We start from the raw sequence: 26,021 nt of genomic DNA, 5'->3' as shown, positions 1-26,021 counted from the left end.
CGTTGCGCTACTGTGCGGTGTCGTCATCGGACCGGCCTGCGGTAGCGCCGCTGCTACCGGCGTAGCGCACAAAAGAAAGAACGGTGTTCAGGGACTGGAGCGATTCCAGTTAGTTGTCGCGTCGGACGGCGAGGAGTGCAGCAGCGACGAGCGCGATGAGCGCGAGGGCTGCCGTGAAGCCGGGACCGGTCTGTTCCGTGGTCTCAACTTCGTCAGTTCCGGAGTCCATGGTGGTGGTCTCCTCAGTCTGCTCCTCGGTTTCGGTTTCCGTGTCCGGCGCTTCGGTTTCGGTTTCCGTGTCCGGCGCTTCGGTCTGCTCCTCGACGATGGTCACGTTCGCACTGTCTGTGACAGCCGTGCCGTTCGAGGTGTACGGACCGTCAGCGTCCGGGAAGTCGTACGCTTCGTTACTGTTGGTATCCTGGTGTGGCATCGCGACTGCGGTGAAATCCTCGTCCATCGGCTCGTCGAGCGTGATGGTGATGTCCTCGTGGCTGCCTGCCTCGAGGTACTCGGAGTTGCCGACGACGTCGCCGGATGCGTTACCGGCGTGGATAGCGATGAAGCCACCGTCGGACAGCTGGGCGCTGTCGACAACGACTTCGCTACCGGTGGATTCCTGTTCGCTGATGCTCACAGTGGCCGTACCTGCTTCGACGATGCGGCCGTCTTCCTCGTCGGTGAAGTCGGCATTCCCGTCAACGTCGAGCGTCTCGACGGTGAAGTTCGTTCCAGCGGAGTAGTCGCTGAAGTCAGCCGTGGCAGTGTACGTGCCATCAGTGGCGACGTCCACTTCAGGTCGGAGGACGAACGGGTTCGCATCGCTCTCGGACTCCATCTCGACTTCAAGCTCGGTGCCGGGTGCGACGTTCGTCGTCCCGGTCACTTCCTGCCCAGCGGCGGCCGAGACCGTGACGAGGTCGTCGTCGTCAAGGTCCAGCGTGGCGTCGCGCTCGGATGTCGAGTAAAGCGCGCTGGCAGACTTGCCGTCGTCAGAGATTGCGCTAGACTCTTTGATTGCGAAGGTTGCGTTGATTCGCGTATCGTCCTCACTGACAATCGTCTTGTCAGTGTTGAGGAATTCGACGTCGCTCGTGTCGACAGCGACGAAGTAGGTGTTGTTGTCCGGGTCGTCAACAACAGTGAGGGCATCCCCACTGTTGGCGAAGTCGATCGCGTACGGATCGGCGTTCGCACCGACGTCAGTGCGGTTGACGTAGAGCGTCAGACCAGCGTCAGTACTGCTCTGAAGCCCGGTGGTATCCGAAGTGTCACCGTCAGTGTCGACGATATTCTCGAACGCGGTCGTCGCGTCACCGGCAGTACCGTCTTCCTGTTCGTATTCGAGCGCACCTTCGATACCGGATACTCGAACCTGGTGGACGACAACGTCTTCGGCCGCGATGTCATCCGACTGCGTGAGGTTCACACCAATGCGGTCGTAGACATCGACATCATCGTTGTCGATTTCTGCATCGCTCGGTGCGGCCCACGTCTGGACGTTCTCGACAGAGTTGTCGTTGAGTCGGAGCCGTCCAACCGAGTCAGCGTCGAAGTTCTCAGTATCATCGAGGTCGTTGGAAGTTGTGGTCCCGGCAGTCACGTTGATTGAGTAGGACCCAGCTTCAAGCGTATCCTCTGAGAGCTGATCTCGGTTATTGGCGAAGCTGCCTTTTTCCAAGACAATGTCGATGTTGTCGTCACCGGGGACGGACAGGACCGTGTTCCCGCCGACCGTCGTGTCAGGGTTATCGCCATCGCCGTCAGTCGTATCGATTTGCACACTGTCGGAGGTCCCAGCGGTGTAGCTGTTGAACTGGACAGTGACTTCGCCGTCACCGTCGTCGTCCTCGAGCTGACCCTGGATGACGTAGTTGTCATCGTTCTGGCTGCCGACGTTGATCACAGCATCTTCGGTGTTGTCGAGCTGGACCGTGATGTTGGCGACGTCACCGACTTCGTCCTGAACCGTGGACGACTCGAAACTCGCGTCACCGTCTTCGGAGTCGGAGACGTTGATGAGGTCCGATTCGGCAGAGACACCAGTCTGCTGGTCCGTCACTTCAACGTAGTACGGACTGTCGGTCTCGCTCACGCTACCGAAGTCGAAGACAACGTTACTGTTGCTTTTCAGGTCCTTGAACTGAGGATTGTCGACGTTCTCATCTAGGTTGGCTACGGCGACCTTTTCATCGTCCTCGTTGAACAGGGTCGCGTTGGCTTCCTCGCCACCGCGGTTGATGGACACGTTAACTGCGAGGGTGTCCGTGTTGTCGATGTTGGCACCGTCGCCGACATTGTCATCAATGTTGACCTGCATGTTGAGGTCACTCACGGTGAACGAGTTCTGCTTGTTACCGTCAACAGAGATGTTGTACGACTGACCAGTATCGAGGTCACTCGTCTCAACAATGTACACGTCGCTGTTCTCTCCGAACGAGCCGGATGCAACGAGTCCACCATCGTCTTCTTCAACCTCAACGTTTCCGTCAGTGACACCGCCGGCTTCTTCAACAGCGATCGTCTCGCCGCGGAAGACGTTGGTGTCGCCGCTGTAAGTTTCTCCAGAGGCCAGGTCACCTTCACCCGCACTCGTCGTCGTGAACGTTTGCGACGTCACGTCGATATCTTCAGCGACGAGCGTTCCATCTTGACTATCGCTGGCTGTTGGAAGATCGGTCAGCTTGACGGTGAGGTTCTCGCTCGGCTTGATATCTTCGTTCAGGTTAATAACAACCCGACCGTTCTCGCCGTTGTTTTGAATTACATCACCGGACTCAACAATGCCCGGATTTTTGTTCCCATCAAGGTAGAGCACAACCTCCTCGGAGCCGACACCGTTTCCGGAGCCGAGGTCGCCGGTCAGTGCGATTTCAACATCGGATGGGTTTGCATCGGTACTAGTCTCTGGGCTATACTCTGTGGCCTGATCAATATCCACGTTTGCGGCGGCGGCTGCGCCACCGGAGAACGCGATGGTCCCGGCGAATACCGAGAAGACCATCAGCGCCGTGAGGAACAGGCTTCTGATTTTTTCGTTTGTATCTGTCATAGTTTGCGTTTGCTATCGGGCGACCCCAGCAGTTTTCCACGTGGTCGGAACGTGGTCACCGCGACCACGCATAGACCGAACCGGCGTACTCACTTCTGGCGTCATGGGTAGGGGTATCGATATATTGCCGGAAGTGGGGTAAATGCTTTATGGGTAAAGGTTAAATCCAAATTACATATTTGTGTTGGGTAATAATTATTTTGAAATAGTATGTACACTTATTCTGGACATTTATCTGACTCTTCTTGAGACCTAATCTGGGAAACACGCCTCCCGATTCCATCGGAGTTTCTTCTATCACTCGACTACGGATGGGTCCCAAATGATTGTCAAGCCGCCCTCGCAACGGCGAACATCGAGGGGCGTCCGGCAGGCACTGGATTACTGCCGTGTTGTGCCAGCGTTCGACTGTGATCCAGTCACGACTGACGATGGACAGTTAGCCGTTCAGAAGTCGCCGGCATATGTGTGAGTAAACAACTAGTCGCGAATCGCTCTGTATTCTATTTGGACTCTTCACGTGCGCGCACGAAAGAAAAGAGCGGTGTTCAGGGACTGGAGCGGTTCCAGTTAGTTGTCGCGTCGGACGGCGAGGAGTGCAGCGGCGACCAGCGCGATGAGCGCGATGGCTGCCGTGAAGCCGGGACCGGTCTGTTCCGTGGTCCCAGGTTCAGTTTCGGTGTCCGTCGATTCCTCAGGCGTGTCCTCAGGCGTGTCCTCAGGCGTGTCCTCAGGCGTATCCTCAGGCGTGTCCTCAGGCGTGTCTGCAGGCGTGTCCTCGGTAACGATGGTCACGTTCGCACTGTCCGTCACGGCGGAGCCGTTCTGGGTGTACGGACCGTCAGCGTCCGGGAAGTCGTACGCTTCGTTACCGTTGGTGTCGAGGTGCGGCATCGCAACCGCGGTGAAGTCCTCGTCCATCGGCTCGTCGAGCGTGATGGTGATGTCCTCGTGGCTGCCTGCCTCGAGGTACTCAGAGTTGCCGACAACGTCGCCGGATGCGCTACCCTCGTGGATAGCGATGAAGCCACCGTCGGACAGCTGCGCACTGTCGACGACGACTTCGCTACCGTCAGATTCCTGCTCGCTGATGCTCACAGTGGCCGTGTCGGCTTCGACGATGCGACCGTCTTCCTCGTCGCTGAAGTCCTCATCACCGTCAACGTCCAACGTCTGGACGGTGAAGTTCGTTCCAGCGGAGTAGTCACTGAAGTCTTCCGTAGCGACGTACGTGCCGTTCGGATCGACAGTAGCTTCCGGTCGTTCGACGAACGGGTTCGCTTCACTCTCGGACTCCATTTCGACTTCGAGCTCGGAGCCGGGCGCGATGTTCGTCGTACCGGTCACTTCCTGACCAGTGGCAGCTGAAACCGTGACGAAACCGTCGTCGTCAAGATTCAGTGTGGCATCGCGCTCGGATGTCCTATACAACGCACTGTCACTTTTGTCATCGTCAGACAGCGCACCCTCTTTAATCGAGAAGGTAGCGTTGAGCCGCGTATCCTCTTCGTCGGTGAGGAGGTCTTCAGACTCGGTGAACTCGACCTCGCTCGTATCGACAGCAACGAAGTAGGTGTTGTTGTCCGGGTCATCGACGACGGTGAGCGGGTCGCCCGCGTTGAAGTTAACCGGGTCGGGGTCTGCGTTGGCACCGACGTCACTCCGGTTGAGGTAGAGTGTCAGACCAGCATCACCGACACCATCGCTGGTGTCTCCGTTAGTATCGACAGCCTGAGTGAACGCCGCTGTCGTATCGCCGGCACTGTTGTCCTCTTCCTCATGTTCAAGGGCACCTTCGATACCGGATGCCTGGATCTGATGGACAACAACGTCTTCAGCGGCGATGTTATCGGACTGCGTGAGGTTCACACCAATGCGGTCGTAGATGTCGACCTCGTCGTCATCTATATCTGCGTCACTCGGTGCGGCCCAGGTTTGAATGTTTTCGACGGAGCTCTCGCTAAGTCGGAGCGTCCCAACTGAATCAGGATCGTCGATCTGACCTTCATCAGTTGTGGCGGTAACATTCATCGAGTAGGACCCAGGTTCGAGGACATCGGTCGAGAGGTCAGCGTCATCGTCGCCGTTGAGCCTATCGAAGCTACCTTCTTCGGTGAGGACCTCGATATCGTCGTCACCAGGCACGCTGAGGACCGTGTTACTGTCACCATCCCCGAGACTCTCTTCGTTAGCACTGGAGGTCCCAGCGGTGTAGCTGTTGAACTGGACAGTAACTTCGCCGTCACCATCTTCGTCCTCAATTTGGCCGACGATAGCGTAGTTGTCGTCGTTCGTACTACCGACGCTGATGATTCCGTCTTCGGTGTTGTCGAGCTGGACCGTGATGTTAGCAACATCACCGGCTTCGTCCTGCACTGAGGACGCTTCGAAGCTCGCGTCACCGTCGCCGGAGTCAGAGACGTTGATAAGGTCGGATTCGGCTGTGACACCAGTCTGCTGGTCCGTCACTTCAACGTAGTACGGACTGTCGCTGTCACTCACGCTACCGAAGTTGAAGACGACATTACTGTTGCTCCGCAGGTCTTTGAACTGTGGATTGTTGACACCCTCGTCGAGTTCGGTGACCTTCTCGTCGTCCTCGTTGAACAGTGTCGCATTCGCGGGTTCACCACCACGGTTGATGGATACGTTGACTGCAAGCGTATCCGAGTCGTCAATGTTGGCACCGTCACCAACGTCGTCGTCAATGTTGACCTGCATGTTGAGGTCACTCACGGTGAACGAGTTCTGCTTCCGGTTATCAACAGAAATGTTGTATGACTCACCGGTGTCGAGATCACTCGTCTCAACAATGTACACCTCGCTGTTAGCTTCGAAGGTGCCAGATGAAACGAGGCCGCCATCGTCTGCCTCAACTTCGACAGATGAGATTCCCTGTGAGTTCGGGTTGAGACCACTGTCTGCCTCAATGGCCAACGTCTCACCACGGAAGACATTCGTATCACCGCTGTAGTACGGTGCTCCGCTTGTACTGTCTTCTTCACCGGTCGTGGTGAACGTTCTGGACGTCACGTCGATGTCTTCTGCGACGAGTGTCTCATCGTTGTCACCGTCCTCAGCAGGGATGCTAGTCAGCTTGACGGTGAGGTTCCTACTTGGCTGAACATCTTCGTTCAGCTCAATGACGATTCGACCATCAGCACCACCAGATACGGAGGCTTTGAGGTCATTCCCATCGCTGGTCTGAGCGGGGTTCTGACCACCTAGGTAAAGCTGGACATCGTCACTGGCTATATCACTGTCCAGCCCGCCGGTCAGTGCGACTTCAATCTGAGAGGGGCTACTATTTGTTCCGGAACTATACTCTACGGCCTGATCGATATCCACGTTCGCGGCGGCGGCTGCGCCACCGGAGAACGCGATGGTCCCGGCGAATACCGAGAAGACCATCAGCGCCGTGAGGAACAGGCTACGTATCTTGTCTGAATTTCCTGTCATAGTTTGTGTTGTGTTGCTATCGGGCGACCCCAGCAGTTTTCCACGTGGTCGGAACGCAATCACCGCGATCGCATGTAGACCGGACCGGTGTACTCACTTCTGGCGCCATGGGTAGGGGTACAGTCTAAACGATAGGTGTCTGTTGTAAATGTTTTGTGGTAAGAAAATCTGACTGTCATGAATATTCAAGCCCAGAGCGCCGTCAGTGGTGGTTAGGTGTGGTATAAGACAATTGTAGTCTAGAATAGGACCAACATTCGAACGTCTGACGGCGCAGCTGTACATATTGGAGCTGATTCCAATGGCCTGAGATACCAAAGTTCACAGACTCTGACTGCCGTCTCAGGAACGACTCCGCGGAAGGATCACTGTCTGATAGCTACTGCGTGAGAAGAGAGGAGGAGTGAGAGCGGCCACTACCGGCCAGTGCCGTCAGTTCGTCACGATTTCGATTTCGCGGCCGTCGGGGTCTTTGGTGAACGCATAGCGGTCGTCACAGCTCTCGGGGTCGCGGTAGTCCTCGGCGTGGCGCCCCATCAGCGTCTCCCACGCGTCGTGGAGGTCATCAGTCTGGACCGCGAGATGTCCCCACGCATCGCCGAGTTCGTAGGACCGACCGTCGTAGTTGTAGGTGAGTTCGACTGACATCGCCTCATCGGGGGCGTCCTCGGGTTTGAGGAAGTACAGCGCGAAGTCGTCGAACTCCTCGCGTCGGAACAGGTCGTAGTCGAGCTTCCGGGTGTACCAGCCGATAGCCTGTTCGGCATCCTCGACACGGATCATGGTGTGGTCGAGGGACCACTTCGCGCCGTGGTCCCGCTCGACGATTTCGATCTCGTGGCCGTCGGGATCCGTGACGAAGGCGTATGAGCCGCCACAGGAGTCCGGGTCGCGGTAGTCCTCGACACCGGCGTCCATCAGCTCGTCGTAGGCCTCGTACACGTCGTCACAGCGGACGGCGATGTGTCCCCACGCGTCGCCCATCGTGTACGAACGCCCGTCGTGGTTGTAGGTGAGTTCGAGCAGCGCCCCCTCGTCGTGTACGTTCTCCGGACCGAGGAAGACGTTGGTGAAGGTGTCGGCCTCCCAGCGGCCTTTCTCTTCGTAGTCGAAATGTGTCTGGTACCAGTCCAGCGACGCGTCCAGATCCTCAACGCGCATCATCGTATGATCGAGTGACCACATACACGGCACAAAGTGCGAGCGGCCGAAAAGGCTACCGCCACAGGTGGTTCCGTCCGGATTCGGTATCAAAGTCATCGCGTCGTCGAGTCGCCGCGGATCGCTGGTAGGTAGTACCACCAAACTACAGTCAGGAGAACGAAGGAACCGACCGGGACAGCCACGTAGTTGAGCCGCCTGTTGAATCCCAGAAACACGGGAAACTGTGTCAGACCCGCACCAGTGAGTGCGAGGGCGGTGAGCCGAACGTCCTCGCGCCAGGTGACGCCACCAATGGCGCTGGTCAGGGCAAACGCGTACAGCAGAACGCCCGAGCCCCAGGATTCGATGAACTGCGGGAGTGTTTCGGTGAACCGGACGAAGTAGCTGTAGACCGAGAGCAGCTCCGGCGGGTTCGTATTGAACAGGCCAAAGGAGAAGACGAGCGTCAGTTCCGCCCCGATTAGCACCACTGTCCAGGGGACGAGGCCAGCAACGACGACGGTGATAAGACGGCGTCGGGGACCGCGGTCCATATCTGGTCGCAGGGCTCCACACGCATGAACGCATCTACTTTTTGTCCTGTAATCTCGTGTGCGCGTGTGAGCCGGTGCGCGACAACCTAACGATTGGCGACGATCCGCAGGATATCCTCGTCTGCGAGTTCGTGATCGCGCCCGACCTGCTGTTCGTCGTGCTTGGCACTCGGGCCGGTTACACGAGCGAACCGGAAGCGCTCGTCGAAGCTCCCGCCGAGTTTCTCGCAGGCGTCGTCGACGGTATTGCCCTCGCGGAGTATCAGCGGCTCTTCGCGGTCGATGCCCCGGCCCGGCTTGTCCATGTATATTCGGATAAGGCCCAGTTCATCCCAGATGCGTTCGGTGAGGCTATCCAGCCCTTTTTCTTCCTCGGCGCTGATGAAGATCGCTTCTTCGGGGTCGATATCCCGCTCTCGGAGTTCGTCTTCAACCTTAGGGAGGTAATCTGGCTCGATGAGGTCGGCCTTGTTAACGGCGACAAGAGACGGCAGATAGACGCGGTTGTCCATTACACCATCGATGAGTTGGTCGATGTCGATCTGCTCGCCGATGGTCACGTCGGCGTTGACGTAGCCGTGTTCGCGCAGGACGGCTTTGACTGTCTCGTCGTCAAGTTCGACGCCGGTGGCCGTGTTGACCGAAATCCCGTCTTTACCCTTCTTCCGGACGTTGACCCACGGCGGGTCCTGGTCAAGTCGGATCTTGTTCTTGTACAGTTCTTCGCTGAGTCGGTCGTACTGGTCGATCTCGAAGACGGAGATGAGGAAGACGATGAGGTCGGCGGTCCGGACGACGGACAGCACTTCCTTGCCGCCACCGCGGCCGCCAGCCGCCCCTTCGATGAGCCCGGGAACGTCGAGAATCTGGATGTTCGCCCCCTTGTGCTTGAGCATCCCCGGATACACGTCGAGCGTCGTGAACTCGTACGCGCCGGTCTCGGACTCGGCATTGGTGAGGGCGTTCAGCAGCGTCGACTTCCCGACGCTGGGGAACCCGACGAGCGCGACGGTCGCGTCACCGTGTTTCTCGACGCCGTAGCCACCGCCGCCGCCCGAGGAGGCCTGTTGTTCGAGTTTCTCCTTTTTCTCCGCGAGCTTGGACTTCAGCCGACCGATATGGGCCTCTGTAGACTTGTTGTAGGGAGTGCTGGCGATTTCGTCTTCGAGTTCCTGAATCTCCTCTTCGAGCCCCATTAGATGTATGTCGGCCCCTCGCACCGAATAAGGCTTTCTTCCCTCGCCGAGGCCAGCCCTTCGGTATGCATGAACGGTGAAGCCCTACCGTTCGAAATAGTCAAACATCACTCATGTAATTCGACACACCTATAGGGTATCCTGCGTCATGTGTCGATAATGGGAGCGGCGAGTCGGTTCCGCGACAGCACGCAGATACTGCTGCCAGTTGGTGCGCTCGACGGAATTCGCGAGGAGTTGGAACAGCGGTTCACCGTGAGCGTTCATCAGGAAGGTGAACAGGTTCGGATCATCGGCTCCCCGGTCGAAATCAAAGACGCAAGCGATTTCCTCGCACGGCACGGCGTGACGTTCGCTTGAGCCGGCGGGGAACCTATTCTTTGGTACGCTGGCTGTCCTGTTTGTTGGTTCTAAACGGTGAGCGTTCGTGCGTGTGGAGGCCTCACGCAGCGATCCGTGAAACGCAATCCTTTAAACTGCCGCGAGGATTCCACTATGTATGGCTGGAACTATCGAAGTCCTCGTTCCCGGTGGAGAGGCCAACCCTGGCCCGCCGCTCGGTCCGGAACTCGGCCCGACACCAGTGGACGTGCAGGCAGTCGTACAGGAGATCAACGACCAGACGGCAGCGTTCGACGGCACCGAAGTCCCCGTTACCGTCGAGTACGACGACGACGGCTCCTTCGAGATCGAAGTCGGTGTCCCGCCGACGGCCGAACTCATCAAGGACGAGGCCGGCTTCGAGACCGGCAGCGGCGAGCCCCAAGAAGACTTCGTCGCTGACCTCTCCGTCGATCAGGTCAAGCAGATCGCCGAGCAGAAGCATCCCGACCTGCTCTCCTACGACCTGAAGAACGCCGCGAAGGAGGTCGTCGGGACGTGTACCTCTCTCGGTGTCACCATCGAAGGCGAGAACCCACGCGAGTTCAAGGAACGCATCGACGCAGGCGAGTACGACGACGTGTTCGCGGCCGAAGCACAGGCGTAAGTCGGACTGCTGTGCGACTGGCGTGTGTTTTCCTTGCTTTCGACGCTACTGAGCCACTGCACTGTCGGCTGGATCCCCGTCAACGGCTGGCCCCTGCGAACCGGAAACACGCCCGTCAGCGGTCCTTGTGCTGGTTCGACGGGTTTAAGTGTCGCATTGGCGTCTACCCGCACGAGACAGGCATCCGCCTGTTTCACTGACCCGTAGAAGCCGATTGGCGTACTACGGAGGTGAACAATGGCAGATCAAGAAATAGAGAACGCAGTCTCGCGCGCACTCGAGGACGCACCTGAGCGGAATTTCCGCGAAACGGTCGACCTCGCTGTGAACCTGCGCGACTTAGATCTTAACGACCCGTCGAACCGCGTCGACGAGTCCGTCGTGCTTCCTGCTGGCACCGGTCAGGAGACCACTATCGTGGTCTTCGCCGAGGGCGAAACCGCCCTCCGTGCCGAGGAAGTCGCAGACGACGTACTCGACGAGGACGAACTCGAGGAACTGGGTGGCGACGACGACGCCGCCAAGGATCTCGCCGATGACACTGACTTCTTCATTGCGGAGAAGGATCTGATGCAGGACATCGGTCGCTACCTCGGGACCGTCCTCGGTCCGCGTGGGAAGATGCCGGAACCGCTCGACCCCGACGACGACGTCGTCGAGGTCATCGAACGCATGAAAAACACCGTGCAGCTCCGCAGCGGGGAACGGCGAACGTTCCACACGCGGGTCGGCGCGGAGGACATGTCCGCCGAAGACATCTCAGACAATATCGACGTCATCCTCCGCCGTCTGCACGCGGACCTCGAGAAGGGCCCACTCAACATCGACACTGTCTACGTGAAGACGACGATGGGGCCTGCGATGGAGGTGGCCTGATATGAGCGCCGAATCCGAACGCAAGACCGAGACCATCCCCGAGTGGAAGCAGGAAGAGGTCGACGCCATCGTGGACATGATCGAGTCCTACGAGAGCGTCGGCGTCGTCAACATCGCCGGGATCCCGTCCCGGCAGCTGCAGGACATGCGACGCGACCTGCACGGGACCGCCGAACTCCGCGTCTCCCGAAACACGCTCCTTGAGCGTGCACTCGACGAAGTCGATGACGGACTCGAAGACCTCAACAGCTACATCACCGGACAGGTCGGGCTCATCGGGACCGACGATAACCCGTTCTCGCTGTTTCAGGAACTCGAGGCCTCCAAGACGCCCGCACCCATCGGTGCCGGTGAGGTGGCCCCGAACGACATCGTGATCCCGGAAGGCGACACTGGCGTCGACCCCGGTCCGTTCGTCGGCGAACTCCAGAGCGTGGGTGCTGACGCACGCATTCAGGAAGGCTCCATTCAGGTCCTTTCCGACTCGACGGTGCTTGACACCGGCGAGGAAGTCTCTCAGGAACTCGCAAACGTTCTGAACGAACTCGGTATCGAACCGAAGGAGGTCGGTCTCGACCTTCGCGCCGTCTTCGCCGACGGTGTGCTGTTCGAACCCGCGGAACTGGAACTCGACGTCGACGAGTACCGGAGCGACATCCAGGCGGCTGCCAGCCGAGCGTTCAATCTCTCGGTCAACGCCGACTACCCGACCGCGACGACGGCCCCGACGATGCTCCAGTCCGCTCGTGGCAACGCCAAGAGCCTCGCGCTCCAGGCTGCCATCGAGGACCCCGAGGTCGTGCCTGACCTCGTGAGCAAGGCTGACGCACAGGTCCGTGCCCTCGCCTCACAGATTGATGACGAAGAGGCACTCCCGGAGGAGCTCCAGGGTGTCGAGGCCGACGTGGCGACAGAGGAACCGACTGACGACCAAGACGAGGACACCGCATCCGAGGACGAGGCGGACGCCGATTCCGACGCGGCTGACGAGGCCGACGAGGACGACGATGACGGCGACGCCGGCGACGCACTCGGAGAGATGTTCTAACAACTCACACTACAACAATGGAATACGTATACGCTGCACTCATCCTGAACGAATCGGGCGAAGAAATCAACGAAGACAACCTCACCGACGTGCTTGACGCCGCAGGCGTCGACGTCGAGGAGTCCCGCGTCAAGGCCCTCGTCGCCGCCCTCGAGGACGTCGACATCGAGGAGGCCGTCGACCAGGCCGCTGCGGCACCGGTGCCGGCCAGCGGTGGCGCGGCCGCGCCCGCAGAGGGTGACGCCGACGAGGCCGATGAGGCCGACGAGGAAGCCGAAGAAGAGGCTGCCGACGACGGCGGCGACGACGATGACGACGAAGACGACGAGGCAAGCGGCGAAGGCCTCGGCGAACTCTTCGGCTAACTCGGCTCAATACAGCTCAGCTTTTCTTTGCGTGCGCTCGACTGTGAGAGGTATCGATACTGGCACTGCCGATAGCTGTGTCTCTATTGTACGATTATGCTGAGCCATGACTGGTCAGTGCAGCGTGTACCGTCTGACACACGAGCATGACTGCATCACAAAACGGGTCTGCTGCGGCCTTAACTACCGATTGTGATCGTATCGGAGTCAATCGAGATGGGTGAGTCGTTAGTGGTTGCGCCACTTTGGTCGACTTCTTTGAGATAAATTTCACCCGTCGCAGTATCAATTGGTCTGCTGGCCGTGTGGTTGTGTACTGTCACGTTGTACGTGTAGTAGCCGGGATCAAGATCAGTATCATAACCTGCCCAGGCCGGGTACTTGTCGACATCTCGCAGGTCGCCGCTACCGGCTGTGACGTTTGTAGAACCTGTGAACACGGTCGACCCGTCGCTCTTGTTCTTAATAGTGAGGTTCACTTCTCGCTCGTCACCGACCGTACCATTATTAAACACTTCGACGGTCATCCGCTGTGCATCGCCGCGGCGTTCGATGAGCGTTGAAGTGTTGTATTTTTCTGCGCCGATATTGACACCCTGCGTGTCGTTCACCACGACATTCGACCGGCCGACAAAGAACGACTGCATTGCTGACGTGCTGTTCCGCGTCTGCACGTAGTACGTGTAGTTGCCGCGGTCGGTCGGCATGCTGAGGTTTAGTTGCTCTGTATCTCCGTTTGTGAGCAACGCGGTTGTCGCAGAGTCAGATTCTGTGAACGTCGGACTTGCTTCGTCGGTGTTCTTTGTGTAGAGTTTAATTTCGGCAATTCCGGCCTCGTCACCGACGTTTGTGATGGTAATCGTAGTGTTGGCGGATTCGTAACTGTTGATTGCACTCGGGGCCCTGACTGAATCGACCTGCATGAATTGCTCGTCCCGCTCGCCGACGTAGATATTTCCGCCCCACTCCTTGGATTCGTCAGACAGGGAGATCTTGTACGGGTACGACTGTTCTGTCGGCTTGCTGTCGGTCCCGAAGATGAAGGTGAACTGTTTTGTCCCGTTCGGCCCGATTTGTTTTGTCTCCGCACCGGATTCGTTTCCATCAAAGGTACTTGTGAGCGTCGCGTTACCGGACCCGCCACCGACGTTTTTCACGGTTGCCGTCACGTACGCATTCGTCTCATCAACACGGGCAGGGGCGTCAACGTCGACAATCCTGAACTTTGGCTGTGAGATAGACTCCTCGATAGAGTTCACTCTGAATAATGCCATTGCGTCGTTGTAGTCCGGGTCATTACTGCTGTATGCGTTTTCGGGGCTTGCATTCTCCGTTGAGAGTTCATAGAGGAACACGCGTTCACCGTCAGCGAGGGAGAGAGTTGCGTTATCGCTGTCTTCAGTCTCGTTGAGTCGTTGCTCGCCAAGCATATCCGCAAGGTTACGCTGTTCTGGGTATGCCTGGCCGTATCCGGGTATCCGCTCCCCATCACCCAGGATGTCCACGTTCTGACTGTTCTCAGGGTCGCTGATCGAGATACGGACTCCGTCCGGGTCGCTGCATCGATAGGTATCGTACTCGCTCTGATCTATCTCGAACGTCACGTCGGTTTTCGTGTGACCATCACAGTAGTACGACGCGGCGACAATGGAAAAAGTCGAATTCTCTTCGAAGGTTTTCGAGTACTCATATGGGTTAGCATACGTACGATTAATGAGTCGTCGTTCGGCGTATGGACCATTCACGTCCCCGTTCTCGAAGTAGTTCCCGGCATCACGCCACAGTGGCATCTGATACGTTCCAGACTGGTTTTCGACGACCAGCGACATCTCTACGCGACTGTGAGAAATATACTCGGTGCCACTGCTTTCAAGCTCGGCCCCTTTGAGTTCAATTGATGCGTTGACTCTTTTCGTAGTGGTAAGACCCCCCTCGCCGTCACGTTCGACAGCCGCATCCTGCTGTACATTCAACATCCGCCAGGCGGTCTGGTTTTCGGTGGTAAAGTCCAGACGATAGAGTCCTTCTTCAGACGGAGTCGCAAACGTCTGTGTGAACGTCTTATCCTTACCTGGGTCAAGCTGTACCTCAGATGACTTGTTAGCACCCCAGTCTCTGCTAATGTGAAGCGTCTGGGTATCTGGCGCTCCACCAGTGTTGCTAACAGTGAAACTAACCTTCGTCTTGTTCTCCGGTCTGACTGGATTATCGACGCTGACACTGGTGATGTCAAACACCGGTGGGGCCGATGCGCCAACAGTGAACGTCCCGTTGACGGCGTCATTCGGTGTCTCTACGAGATAGGTATAATTGCTGTACGAAGGGGCAGTGAGTGAGCCACTGGTGAGGGTTATTGTCTCTTCCTCTGCCCCGTTCCTAGTTCCATTGAGGGTAAGGTCCCTGCTTTTTGAGTCTACTTCAGCCCCCGACTCGTCCTTGATATGTATCTTGACGGAGCTGGTGCTGCGAATGTCCCCAGTGTTTTTAATTGTCGCCCCAATAGTCGCCGTCTCACCGCTCTCTACCCCGCCGGGGGGTGAAACTGACGCAACTTCGAAGACACCGGAATCGCCAACAATGAAATAGCTCCCGTCATCGCTGGGCTGTGAGTATGTATCATCCTCCGTCTTGACCTCCAGGTCGTACGTTCCGTTCTCGTCGGTCGGCATCGACGGGCCGAAGTCGACGGTCCGACTCTGTCCCGGATCGACCATCACGTTCCGCGTCGCGTTCACGGAACCGTTCACCAGAAACACGACCTCTTGATCCGCGGTCATTTCCCCGTTGTTCGTGACCGTGACCGTCGCCGACGGGACCTGATTCAGCCGCGCCGTCGCTGGCATCGAACTGCCTGTGATATCCAACGACGGCGTACCGGGCACAGTCGTATACACGATTCTCTCAAAGGCAGTATCGTGGTCTGACTCGACGGTGAAGTTGTGTGGCTTCGCGACTGCGATGTCGACCGTGTCACTCACAGCGATAGATTCCCCGCCGCTGAGCGTGACCGTCTGTGTCGCCTCGCTCGGCGCCCCCGAGCGATTGTGTTTCAATGTAATGGTCTGAGTGTCTTTCAGCCCGCCAGTGTTGGTGACCGTGGCTGAGACGGTCGCCTGGCCGGGATTCGAAGGGTCTGACTGCACGGTAATGTTATCTACTGCGAACTTCGAATCGGACACGTCACCGAGTGCAAAGCGTATGTGAATCGTTTCACCCGGCTCAGCCGAGGCCGGTGTCACAGTGACGTACTGGTCATCGTAAGTGCTCCGCGCCCAATCCGCCCACGCGCGGGCATAACTACTATTTTCGATAGTCAACGTCGCGTTAGCGACCTGCGACGGGGGACACTCATAACTGGGTGGCGAAATTGAGCCGGTTCGTGCGTCCTCGTAGGACGCATCAGTGAACAGGGCCATCTGCAGTGCTGCTTCGTGTGACCGCTTGGCCGTCGCGTTCGACCGAATCTCGACCGAACTCCCTTTGATCTGCTGCCCGGAGATATTCGCGAACGAGACCGACAGCGCCCCTTCGTCGTAGCTCACTGCTGGAGGCGACGACATCGTCGCACCTGACTCGGTCATCCGCCAGACACCCCCTCCCTGGTAGCCGACCTGGTGGCCGTTCTCTTGATACCGAACCGTCTGTAACTGTCTCTTATACACATCTCTGANAGCCCGCTCAGAGATGTGTATAAGAGACAGGTCTGACCGCTGGAAGCTCTGGTCAACCGACAGCAGAACCTCCTCAGCGAGTTCGACGTTCGCGTCGTCGTTGACATCTCCGATCGTCTGCTGCCCCACCTGAACAATCAGTACAGCACCAATAATGACTGTACTCGCCAACAACACCACACCCAGAACGTGCGATACACCCCGGTCTCCAGCCCCCCGGCTGCCCCACTCGAACATATCCAATTACATACCAACTATTACACATAAGTGTACTGTTTCGCACTATTTCGACAAAACAGAGACATAGGTTGGTGAACTTGGATTATAGGTGGTCAACTACTAAACACCATTCACTCAGTGACAATGTCTGACATTTCGGACTATGTTTTGTATGTGAGACGCTGGCGACCCCATGGTAAGATTGGAATCCCGAATTAGATGACAAGACAGAACCGACACAGCACGGAGTTTCCGCTCCAGTTGGGAAAATAAGAGGCTATATCTGGGAGACTGATTCCAAGAGATCCAATAGAATACATTATGAATGAAGATAGTTCTAATCCAGAGGGACCGTCTTGCCAATTGTGGAGCGGAATGGATTGGGTCCGGTCCCCGCTACGCTGTCGGCAGCGAATTGAGTGATATGCGTATTGATTTTAAATTTAATAATGGGAGCTCAGATTAGATTTGGCAAATAAAATTCTATAAACATAAATAAAAGTGGGAGTATCACAGAACCAATTAGTTGAAACAATATATTCACTTGGAGTGGATATAGGCTCACAGAATTGTAATTGTCATAATTTCGTTGAACTCTTTCAAGTTCTAGGCGCTTATTTAGTTCAGACAGTTCATTTTGATCTGGATCATTTGTATCTTGTTCTATTTGATGGTATTCTTCACGAAGTTCCTCAAGTACAGCATCACGATATTCTTGTGCTCTCCGATTGACGATGGCGGTCGGATAAATAAATGAGATAAATATGGTTAGAACCAATATTCCTGCACCAGCAAATATGACTTCCGAGACACCACCTGCTGATGAAAAATAAAACAGAAGGGGTAAAAACAATGAGGCAGTTGAGAATAGAAGCGTAGTACGAATCGAAACGTATCCTACCGTACTAAGTCCACCTAAATTATCAGGATGCAGGGGATCTATCTCTAATTCGTACTCCGTAATTTCCCTAATGAGTAGAATAGTTGTTACTGGGCCGACATAACCATGGCTCAAAACCGCCCCAATGTAGGTAGCGTATGCATATGTGGTCCAGATAAATATTGAACCAGTTCCTGTCATACCCTGCGCTCTGAGAGCTGGTTCACTCACATATACGATACTCGTGAGTAAAACCGTAAAGAATAGCGAAACTGACAACCGATGCTTGGAAAAAAAGTTATTAAATTTTTTTGATAATCGATTGCGTTCCTGTTCTTCAGGAATGAGTTCAGAAAGATGGTTAAAAAACGCAGGTAGCACTCGCTCATCGTAATACCAAATTAGGAATGGTGCAATATTAACCCAGATTAACCCTAATACAGAAGCATAGAGGAAAGAGAGTGTAATTGAGTTCCAAAACAGAACCGTGTAACATATCGATAATATATTCCATGGCATAGAGAACTTCAATATACTAACCACAACGGGGTTAGAAATTCCAAACAATCCGTTCTCAATCTGTTCACTCACCCAATGAGAGTTATAATCAAATTTTTCGTGCATGTGACCAATCACCCTAATTATGCAGAATTATATTCCCAGTTATTTGTATAGGCTTTAAATAGTCGTTTGATCATCTGCCGATCTGCAACGAGTTGTGTAGCAACAACTGGATGCTGAATAACCCGTCCAATAACACGCTGTGGTTGACGGGTGATATCATCAATAGTCAACCCTTCCAAAGCTTCAGCAACACTGGCGAGTAGTTGAGGGTCTTCATGTTCAACCCAAGCACCTCGCATCAACCGAGCGAGGCGATATTCTGATTTCATATTATCAAATAACTCCTCAGGATAATCCGATTCCCTACCCTCCGCAATCAACTCAGCGAGGAGATTGGCTGACCTTATTCCCTGGCAAATGCCTTCGCCCTGGTATCGATTTGCTATCCCAGCCGCATCGCCCACCAAGAAGATGTTGTCCTCGGGAATATGAACAGAATGAGGTTCAAGACTGGGGCCGCGTGGGATTGTATAAATATTCACATCCTCCTGATCCGGCACCGGGAAGCCATTGCGCTCTGCTGCTCCCTCCAACGCACTCATGTAATCGTTTGGGCGTTTGTCACCCGCCCAGCCAATTCCAACGTTCGCATGTGTCTCCGATTTTGGGAACGACCAGGAGTACCCGACATACCCCTCGAAGAAGATTCGTGGATAGTTTGTATAGTCAGAGAAGTCCCCTTCCACTGTGGCGTTCAGGGCTACCATGTCCCCTGTATAGTTCGGGACTTCATCTTTGACCTTATGTGTGAGGGAAGGTTGACCTGTCGCATCCACTACGTAATCGTATTTTTCAATTATATCATGGTATTCCTCTGCCGTGACTGATTTACCAGTCTCGAAAAGGACTCCTCTATCGGAGAGTCGCCGTGCCCACTGTTGCTCTACTGTATCACGGTCGCAAATATAACCTGCTTCACACCTGAGGTTCGAGACTCCTAGTGGTTCCTCATCGTGACTCCGGTCAGTTCCGGTGTATACACGTAGTTGGAATCCAGTAACATTATTTAGGAATCCATTTGAGGGATTTTTCTTCAATGGCACGAGTGTCGCGTCATTGATGGCCTCACCACAATCAACTCGTTTCTCATCGTACTCCTGGCGTTCAAAGACACGTACCTCGTTTGTTTTCTCTAAGTCAACTAACTTTTCTGCGGCACCCAACCCCGACACTGAACCACCGATGATGGCCACATCCTGTTTTTCTGAATCCATCTTTGTCATAGATTGTAATTTCCAATTTATTAATTCTCACTTTGAATCTTTGATCGTAATAATTTCACAGTGACTATAAGTTCCATATCTAAAAGTATGAACTCTCTGTTTTTCTCATTATGTGGCCACAATTTGGACAGTTAAACTGAATATGATGCTCGTCTTTGATTATACCATCATCGTGGGCCTGGCGGAAATCCGCATTTTGCTTAGCACAGGGCAGGTGCCAATGTTCCTCACAGTTCTCACAGGTGCCATATTTCGTATTCTCTACACTCTTTTCACAGTACATGCACTCAGAGGAACCAAAGAGTCCCATGGAATATTCAATAATGACAGTAGTATATAGTATTAATCATCAAGTCAGTTTTTGATGTTTGACCCTTTCTTAGCCCTTTTCGATAGACTCCCACCTGTTTCCAGTGCATGATTTTAGCAGCAGACCGAATGTCGATATATAGATATTTACGAGGCGATCACCACCGGTGATGCTTCGGGATGAACTTCGTTTATTCGAGCCTTCAAGATTTGGTTGATTTCTTCGTATGAGATAGTACCTTCTTTAACAAACCTATCCTGTACTGGCCGTCGCTACGACCACACATCAGCTATCGGTGGATCGTTCTCACGGTCAATCGGGGTCAAACCATCGGCATCAGTAACACAGCCTTCAGTGGTTTCGAGATTACACGAACTGCCAGATACTTCGCTACTGGGGAGGTCCCAGTACGCAGACGCACCAATATAATCCACAATACACCTGAATGAGGCCTCTTCCGGCAGCGTTGAGCGTACCTGCGGCTGTTCAACATCGGAAATCGCTCGCTCTACGGCAGCGTCGAGATCGTCGCGGTCGTCTCACTGCCGACGCGCAAGGTCGTCGCGTATCTCGCTCTCGCTCACGGCTTGTACTGAGTCAAGCGAGCACCAGCGGACGGCTTCACGGACATCCGGGTCTTGCAGGTGGTCGCTCGGGTTGATTCCCTTCGTAATCTATTCCGAGCAAGACCAGAACCGTCGGTTCGTCGCCCAATACAGCGCGAGCTTCCAAGTAGCTGTTTTGTCCGCATAGGCCTCCCTCTCATCATCGTCTTGATCGAAAGATTCCGTGGCGTCGAGCAGCGAGCCGAACGTTGAACTCAGGTACTTCCCAAGATACGCGCCGGCTGTTGATTCCTTCTCGTGGCCGTCGTCACCGAACTCAATCAGCTCATGCGACCGTGTTCGTTCTCGAACCCACTGCTCGCCGTGATCGTGGTCGCCAAATCTATACCAGTCGACGAATCCCTCGTTACTCTGGAACTCTGGTTCCAAGTCGTCGAGGTTGTCCCGGTAGGTCAACGGGTACACGTCGACGATCTCACCTTGGCCGTAGTCGGCCCACTTCGCAGCTACCTCCGGTTTATCACAGAGCCACGGAAGGCCGTCCTTATCGCGTGTCGGAACGTCGAAGAACAGGACATGCAGGTGCGGATAGCCTTTCTCCGTGAACTCTAGAGCCTTGATGTAGTCCGGTCGATCACGCGGTCGCCCGGTAACCTTACTGTCGAGATCGTGCCGCCAGCCGGGAACGGCAGAACGTCGGGTATTGTCTTTCATCGAGGGGTCAGAATCGAAGTACGACAGGAGCCGATTGAAGTTCTCGTTGATAGAGTCGATTCCGTCGAGCAGCGAGTCTTGGCGCTTCGGGTCGGTCGTCAACGTCACAAGCACGGCGTTGTCAGCATTCTCATAGCCGTATTCGAGCGCATCGTTGAATCGGGCGAACTGTTTGGAAACACGGCCCTGGTCGTTGAAACGAGTCTTGTAGTCCTTTGTCATCCGCTTGGTGGACTCACCACCACGACGGTCGACGAAGTGGACATCGAACAGGAGCTTGTAGTCTTTGATGCGATTGAGGTAGGATGTAAAACCGTCCTTCAGCAGCGCCCGGAGGTCATCATCTACAGAATCGACCTTAGCGAGGTAGTTCCGCAGAAACTCTCTGTCGTACTTGATGCCCTCTTCATTGGCTGTTTGAGTAATGCATTCTGTAATCAAGTCAAGAAGGCGGAGGGTCGGGGTCACCATCAGAACCCCTGCAGACTCGGATTTCCGCACGTAGGGGTTTTCAGGGGCTACAAGATCGTCGACAAAGCGGTATGCAAACTGGTAGTCGGGGTCGGAGCCTTCGACGCGCTCGCAGGCCTCGGGCGCGACACCTTTGACGGCGTACGAAACAACGTGTGACAGCGGTGTACCCTCCGGATGCGCCGCGATGAACTTCGCTACGCGTACGCGATCTTCGTCGCGTTCTGTGAGAGTTCCGTCGAGCAATTGGCCGTGACCGAGAAGGTCGCGCTCTTCGAGAAGGTCTGCTAAGACGGGAGTGTTACATCTATCGGCGAGGTCGAGACCGCCCAGGTGTCCCGGCGGCTCGACAACGCTCATTTGGGACCATCAGAACGGGCGTCCGCTCGTCGGCTACCCGGTGTGTCGCTGTTGGGATTCCCCTCACCCTCCGGGTTCGGGGGGAACGCTCGGGCTTCCGGGTCGCCCCGCGTGGGGGCGCTTCCAGTTGGTCGAGCTGGTGCGGAGTGCGATTGGCGCTCGCCCTCCGGTCCGGGATGCTCACTGCGTTGCGCTTCCGGGCGTGCCAGCTCTCCCGCGCCCTCGCTTGTGGTGTCTGCCGAGGGAACACTGTAGCACTGCTTACAGCGATTGGCCTCCGCCGCTGGATGGTCGGCCTTGTTGATGCAGTTGTCCTGACAGAGTGGACAGCGGTACTGGACGTAGTTCGACCAGTCCGTCATTGCCGACCACCGTCCTCGACGCGCTCGATAGCTCGCCGAACATCGTCGTCGGTCGCCTCCAGGAGGCGAGACGCACGGACGAACTCATCACGAGCGAACGGCCAGTCGGTGGGCTGTGCGAGGTCGTGGTCAGGCGACACGCCGACCACCTCCGGGAACTGTTAGAGAAACAGACTCCCTCGGAATAATCGCGTGACTGCGAGGGGTGCATCCGGATTTCCGATGAACTCTCTTTCTGTGGGGACAGTCCTCGAACCCCGATTGTGCCGAAAACAGGGAGAAACGGCGCTCTCGCCGTGATATAAATTCCCTGTTTACGACAGTAAAATTAGGATGGACTCGCCGGGATTTGAACCCGGGGCCTCTCCCATGCCAAGGGAGTGATCTACCCCTGATCTACGAGCCCTCGTATGCGTTATCTGCTTTCCGATGGGATTGCTTAAACCCATCGAAGCACCGGGGCATAGAGAACCGGCCCCATGGTCCCGGTCAGACCAGTATTGTATCGACCTTGCAGGGTGCGTAGAAATCTAGTAATCGGAGTTACAGTACGGCCACAATGGTTATAACGCCTGATACCATCCCTACAGTAATCTCAGTTTAGTGAATCAGGCTTATGAACCGTAGGAGAAACGAGATACAGTCTACCAGCTGGTTTGTCAGCCGGTTACCCCGGATGGAGGAGCGCCGCCGTGGGCAGACGACGCTGGATTTCGCAATCGGTATGAGTCTCTTTCTGAGCGTTCTGATATTCATCTTCCTGTTCATTCCGGGTCTGTTGTCGCCGTTTTCTGCAGGGGTTCAGGAGGAGACAGTCACGACCGACAGAGTCGCCGATGGACTCACAATGGGGATGCTTGGGTCGCCACAGCAGCCATATGTCCTGGACGAACACTGTACGCGGGAGTTCTTCGCTGGGAACGCACCACCGTCAGGGTGTGGCTACGACTCCGGCGGGAGTCCGGAGGAACGGGTCGGGCTCGACCCGGCTCTGGAGAACGTGAACGTCACAATCCGGGGGAACGCGACGGCAACAGCAACCTCAGATGAAACGCTCTGTTGGGATGGAGGAAGGGAGGAACTCGTTGAAGCCGGAACTGGCTGTGGGACGATACTCACGACCGGCGGGAACCCCCCGACAAACAACGACGCGTCGGTCACTGCGTTGCGAGTGGTCTCGCTGAACGGGCAGGATGTCACAGTACGCGTGGTGATGTGGTAGTATGCGTGCGCAAGCACACACGCTTGAAGCCATCGTCAGTGGAATGCTGTTACTGGCAAGCCTCGTGTTCGCGCTGCAGATGACAGCGGTGACGCCGCTGTCCGCGAGCACATCGAGTCAGCACATCGAGAACCAGCAGCAGGCAATCGGTCACGGGGTCCTCACCTCGGCGGCGGCAGAGGACGCACTGAAACCGGCTGTGCTCTACTGGGACAACAGCACGGCGCAGTTCCACAACACTGCCGGTGGTCGGGAGTACTACACGAACGGGCCGCCGGACAATCGGTTCGGAGAGTTGTTAGAACGCGCGTTCGACCAGCGGGGAATCGCGTACAACGTCTATCTCAGGTTCCAGAACACGCAGGAAAAGACCGTCACGACCCGCTACGTCTACAGCGGGGAGCCGAGCGACAACGCGGTGCGTGCAAGCCACACAATCACACTCATGGACGACGATCACCTACGTGATGCAGACGGGACGCGCAACAGCACGCGGCTCGGTGACCCAGCGACCGATTATACGGTTTCGGACACCGGAAAGAACGTCTACAATACGGTCAGCGTGGAGGTGGTCGCGTGGCGCATCTGAACGACGACGAAGGCGGACAGATAATCCTCATTGCCGCGTTAGCGCTTGCAGTGACGTTCATCGGCCTTGCGCTGGTCGTCAACTCCGCGATTTACACTCAGAACCTCGCGAGCCGGGGCGAGGTTGCCGGGAGCAACGACGCACTGGAGATGCGGGCGATGGTAGAGTCGAATGTCGGACAGGGAATCACCGCAGCCAACAGGTACAACCACTCGAACCAAACAACACTCAAAACCGGTACGCGTGAGAGCATTCAGACCGTCAGTACACAGACGGAGCGCCAGCGGGTCACGAGCGGGACACTGGTAAACGTCACACTCACCGGCTCGCCGACCTACGGCACGCGAATCGTCCAGAACGATACGTCGGTGTTCAACTCCAGCGAAGCGACACCAAGCACCGATTGGATGGTCGGAGAGCGGATCAAGCGCCCAAGTGATGGAACGAACGCGACCAGACGGTTCGTCATCAACGCAACAGAGCTCCCCAGTTCGGGGAACAAGTTCGTCGTCACAGCCAACGACACTGGCAGCAACTCGAAATGGACGATGCGTATCTGGGGCAGTGTCGGACCTAGCGGGACAGTCAACGTGACAGTCGACACGCCAGCGGGTACGCAGGAGTGTGGCGTCTCTATTGAGGAGCCATATGCCCATATCGACGTGACCGGCGGGACGGTCCAGGGCAAGCCGTGTCTCGCACTCCAACGCGGGGACTTCGATGGGCGGTTCGCTCACGGCGTCGGCGACGAGTACAACATCACCTACAAGCGGGGCGACCAGATCAAGGGGAACTACTCAATGGTCGTCCGCGATAGCACGCCAGCAAACCCGCTCGATACAGCGCCCAAATCGCCGTTCAGCACTATCGCGATCTATAACGCGACTGTCCGCTACCGCTACGACACCTCTAATTTACGGTACGAGGCAAAGATACGGGTGGCCCCGGGTGAGCCAGATGCGTCGTAACCGCGCCGTCTCGACGACGCTGAGCTACACGCTGAGTCTGGCCATCGCCTCGATTCTGGTGTCTGGCCTCCTCATTGCCGGCGGCAACTTCGTCGAGAATCGGCAGGAACAGGTCATCAGGGATGAACTCGAGGTCATCGGACAGCAGGTCGCTGCCGACATCGCCCGTATCGACCGGCTGGTGGTCGCTGCTGACAACGACCCGACTGCGCGGCTGAATCACACGTTCCCGGCGCGGGTGAGTGGAACCGGCTACCGGGTCTCGATTGACGCCGCCGCCGATGAACTCACGCTCGAATCGACATCGCCGGAGGTGTCGGTGACTGTTTCACTCAAAACCCGGACAGACCTGGGGGACTCCACCGCTGACGGCGGCGTGATAACCGTGTTCTACGACGACCAACTGGAGGTCCAAGATGGCTGATCGCGCCGTAAGTGAAGTACTGAGCTTTGCCCTGGTGTTCAGCCTCATCGTGGCATCGATCATACTCGTCTCAGTGAGCGGCCTAGGTGCGCTACAGAACGCTCGGGACGCAGAGCAGATGGAGAACGCTGAACGGGCATTCGACGTGCTCTCGGACAACATCGTGGACCTCTACAAGCAGGGCGCACCGAGCCGTGCCACGGAGGTCAGCCTCGGCGAGGCATCGCTCAGAACGGGCGAAAACACGACGATATCGGTGCAAGTCCACGACGGGACCGCCCCGAAGGACGTCGGGACCTGGGAGATACGACCGATCATCTATGCCGGCAATCAGGAGCGAGAGCTCGTCTACGAGGCTGGAGCAGTGTATCGGACGAACCGGGACGGTGGGGTGCAAAAGCGAACGCCGCCGATACTCGTCTCAGATGACCGCGTACTCATCACCGTGGTCGGCACGACCGCCAGCGACCAGCAGAGCCTGGGCGGGTCGACGGTTCTCGTCCGGACAAACCACCGGAACAGCAACGTCTCGTTCGCTGATACCGGTGGCAACATCGAACACGTCAACGTCAGTGTCGACTCGACCCCACAGCGTGAGGCACTCTGGCAGTCGTACTTCGAGCAGGAAGGGTTCGCCTGTGGGGCTGACGGCTGGTGTAACTTCACCTCGTCCTCCGGCGGCATCCAGCGGACGTACGTCGTCTACCACGATCTTGCAGTCGATATCGACCAGTAGC

Annotated in this window: 21 protein-coding genes and 1 tRNA gene; 10 read left to right on the top strand and 12 right to left on the bottom strand. The window is 56.2% G+C overall.

Going from position 1 to position 26,021, the window contains the following annotated elements:
• Positions 1-109: 109 nt before the first annotated feature.
• The 5 genes from C444_RS06595 to C444_RS06575 form a co-directional block, all read right to left on the bottom strand.
• Positions 110-3,052: a DUF7282 domain-containing protein gene (locus C444_RS06595; protein WP_004591743.1), complete on the bottom strand. Its 2,943-nt coding sequence runs from the start codon at positions 3,050-3,052 to the stop codon at positions 110-112.
• 570 nt (positions 3,053-3,622) lie between these two features.
• Positions 3,623-6,511, bottom strand: a complete 2,889-nt coding sequence (locus tag C444_RS06590; protein WP_049909202.1) for a DUF7282 domain-containing protein — start codon at positions 6,509-6,511, stop codon at positions 3,623-3,625.
• A gap of 432 nt (positions 6,512-6,943) precedes the next feature.
• Positions 6,944-7,696, bottom strand: a complete 753-nt coding sequence (locus C444_RS06585; RefSeq protein ID WP_004591739.1) for a VOC family protein — start codon at positions 7,694-7,696, stop codon at positions 6,944-6,946.
• A gap of 71 nt (positions 7,697-7,767) precedes the next feature.
• Positions 7,768-8,208, bottom strand: a complete 441-nt coding sequence (locus C444_RS06580; protein WP_004591737.1) for a TIGR04206 family protein — start codon at positions 8,206-8,208, stop codon at positions 7,768-7,770.
• An 86-nt stretch (positions 8,209-8,294) separates the two neighbouring features.
• On the bottom strand, positions 8,295-9,404 hold the full coding sequence (locus C444_RS06575; protein WP_004591735.1) for an OBG GTPase family GTP-binding protein: 1,110 nt from the start codon (positions 9,402-9,404) through the stop codon (positions 8,295-8,297).
• A gap of 159 nt (positions 9,405-9,563) precedes the next feature.
• Here C444_RS06575 and C444_RS06570 point away from each other — a divergent pair, with 159 nt between their 5' ends.
• From C444_RS06570 to rpl12p, 5 genes are all read left to right on the top strand, one after another.
• Positions 9,564-9,764, top strand: a complete 201-nt coding sequence (locus C444_RS06570) for a VNG_1110C family protein (RefSeq protein WP_004591733.1) — start codon at positions 9,564-9,566, stop codon at positions 9,762-9,764.
• A gap of 139 nt (positions 9,765-9,903) precedes the next feature.
• On the top strand, positions 9,904-10,392 hold the full coding sequence (locus C444_RS06565; RefSeq protein WP_004591731.1) for a 50S ribosomal protein L11: 489 nt from the start codon (positions 9,904-9,906) through the stop codon (positions 10,390-10,392).
• 237 nt (positions 10,393-10,629) lie between these two features.
• Positions 10,630-11,268: a 50S ribosomal protein L1 gene (locus C444_RS06560; RefSeq protein ID WP_004591729.1), complete on the top strand. Its 639-nt coding sequence runs from the start codon at positions 10,630-10,632 to the stop codon at positions 11,266-11,268.
• 1 nt (position 11,269) lies between these two features.
• Positions 11,270-12,316, top strand: coding sequence for a 50S ribosomal protein L10 (locus C444_RS06555; RefSeq protein WP_004591727.1), 1,047 nt, complete (start codon positions 11,270-11,272; stop codon positions 12,314-12,316).
• Between the two features lie 17 nt (positions 12,317-12,333).
• Positions 12,334-12,681: a 50S ribosomal protein P1 gene (rpl12p, locus tag C444_RS06550; RefSeq protein WP_004591725.1), complete on the top strand. Its 348-nt coding sequence runs from the start codon at positions 12,334-12,336 to the stop codon at positions 12,679-12,681.
• A 179-nt stretch (positions 12,682-12,860) separates the two neighbouring features.
• Here the strand turns inward: rpl12p and C444_RS06545 are convergent, their stop codons facing one another.
• From C444_RS06545 to C444_RS06520, 7 genes are all read right to left on the bottom strand, one after another.
• The gene (locus tag C444_RS06545) at positions 12,861-16,589 is read right to left on the bottom strand and encodes a DUF7289 family protein (protein WP_004591723.1); all 3,729 of its coding nucleotides are present in this window, start codon (positions 16,587-16,589) and stop codon (positions 12,861-12,863) included.
• A gap of 439 nt (positions 16,590-17,028) precedes the next feature.
• Complete coding sequence (locus C444_RS21700; RefSeq protein ID WP_152420774.1) at positions 17,029-18,075, bottom strand: peptide chain release factor 1; 1,047 nt, start codon at positions 18,073-18,075, stop codon at positions 17,029-17,031.
• A 17-nt stretch (positions 18,076-18,092) separates the two neighbouring features.
• The gene (locus tag C444_RS06540) at positions 18,093-19,289 is read right to left on the bottom strand and encodes an NAD(P)/FAD-dependent oxidoreductase (RefSeq protein ID WP_049909200.1); all 1,197 of its coding nucleotides are present in this window, start codon (positions 19,287-19,289) and stop codon (positions 18,093-18,095) included.
• Positions 19,290-20,282: 993 nt separating this feature from the next.
• Positions 20,283-21,719: a hypothetical protein gene (locus C444_RS06530; RefSeq protein WP_004591717.1), complete on the bottom strand. Its 1,437-nt coding sequence runs from the start codon at positions 21,717-21,719 to the stop codon at positions 20,283-20,285.
• On the bottom strand, positions 21,716-22,081 hold the full coding sequence (locus C444_RS21695; protein ID WP_152420773.1) for a hypothetical protein: 366 nt from the start codon (positions 22,079-22,081) through the stop codon (positions 21,716-21,718). Before C444_RS21695 ends, C444_RS06530 begins: the two co-directional genes overlap by 4 nt.
• Positions 22,078-22,221 carry a hypothetical protein gene (locus C444_RS21990; RefSeq protein WP_161607593.1) on the bottom strand — a complete coding sequence of 48 codons (144 nt, stop codon included), beginning with the start codon at positions 22,219-22,221 and terminating at the stop codon, positions 22,078-22,080. Before C444_RS21990 ends, C444_RS21695 begins: the two co-directional genes overlap by 4 nt.
• A 194-nt stretch (positions 22,222-22,415) precedes the next feature.
• A tRNA-Ala gene (locus tag C444_RS06520) sits at positions 22,416-22,487 on the bottom strand.
• Between the two features lie 270 nt (positions 22,488-22,757).
• On the opposite strand from C444_RS06520, the gene C444_RS06515 reads away from it, so the two are divergent.
• From C444_RS06515 to C444_RS06495, 5 genes are read left to right on the top strand one after another with little or no spacing between them, the layout of a single operon-like run.
• Positions 22,758-23,303 carry a DUF7287 family protein gene (locus tag C444_RS06515; protein WP_004591713.1) on the top strand — a complete coding sequence of 182 codons (546 nt, stop codon included), beginning with the start codon at positions 22,758-22,760 and terminating at the stop codon, positions 23,301-23,303.
• A gap of 1 nt (position 23,304) precedes the next feature.
• Positions 23,305-23,892: a DUF7288 family protein gene (locus tag C444_RS06510; protein ID WP_004591710.1), complete on the top strand. Its 588-nt coding sequence runs from the start codon at positions 23,305-23,307 to the stop codon at positions 23,890-23,892.
• On the top strand, positions 23,880-24,860 hold the full coding sequence (locus C444_RS06505) for a DUF7261 family protein (protein WP_004591707.1): 981 nt from the start codon (positions 23,880-23,882) through the stop codon (positions 24,858-24,860). The genes C444_RS06510 and C444_RS06505 overlap by 13 nt, the downstream gene beginning before the upstream one ends.
• Positions 24,850-25,284: a DUF7266 family protein gene (locus tag C444_RS06500; RefSeq protein ID WP_004591706.1), complete on the top strand. Its 435-nt coding sequence runs from the start codon at positions 24,850-24,852 to the stop codon at positions 25,282-25,284. Before C444_RS06505 ends, C444_RS06500 begins: the two co-directional genes overlap by 11 nt.
• A complete protein-coding gene (locus C444_RS06495) occupies positions 25,277-26,020 on the top strand; it encodes a DUF7289 family protein (protein WP_004591705.1) in 744 nt (247 codons plus the stop codon). Before C444_RS06500 ends, C444_RS06495 begins: the two co-directional genes overlap by 8 nt.
• Position 26,021 lies beyond the last annotated feature (1 nt).

This window comes from Haloarcula japonica DSM 6131 (assembly GCF_000336635.1).
In the GTDB taxonomy this organism is placed as follows: Archaea; Halobacteriota; Halobacteria; order Halobacteriales; family Haloarculaceae; genus Haloarcula; species Haloarcula japonica.
This window is presented reverse-complemented; position numbering and strand designations above follow the sequence as displayed.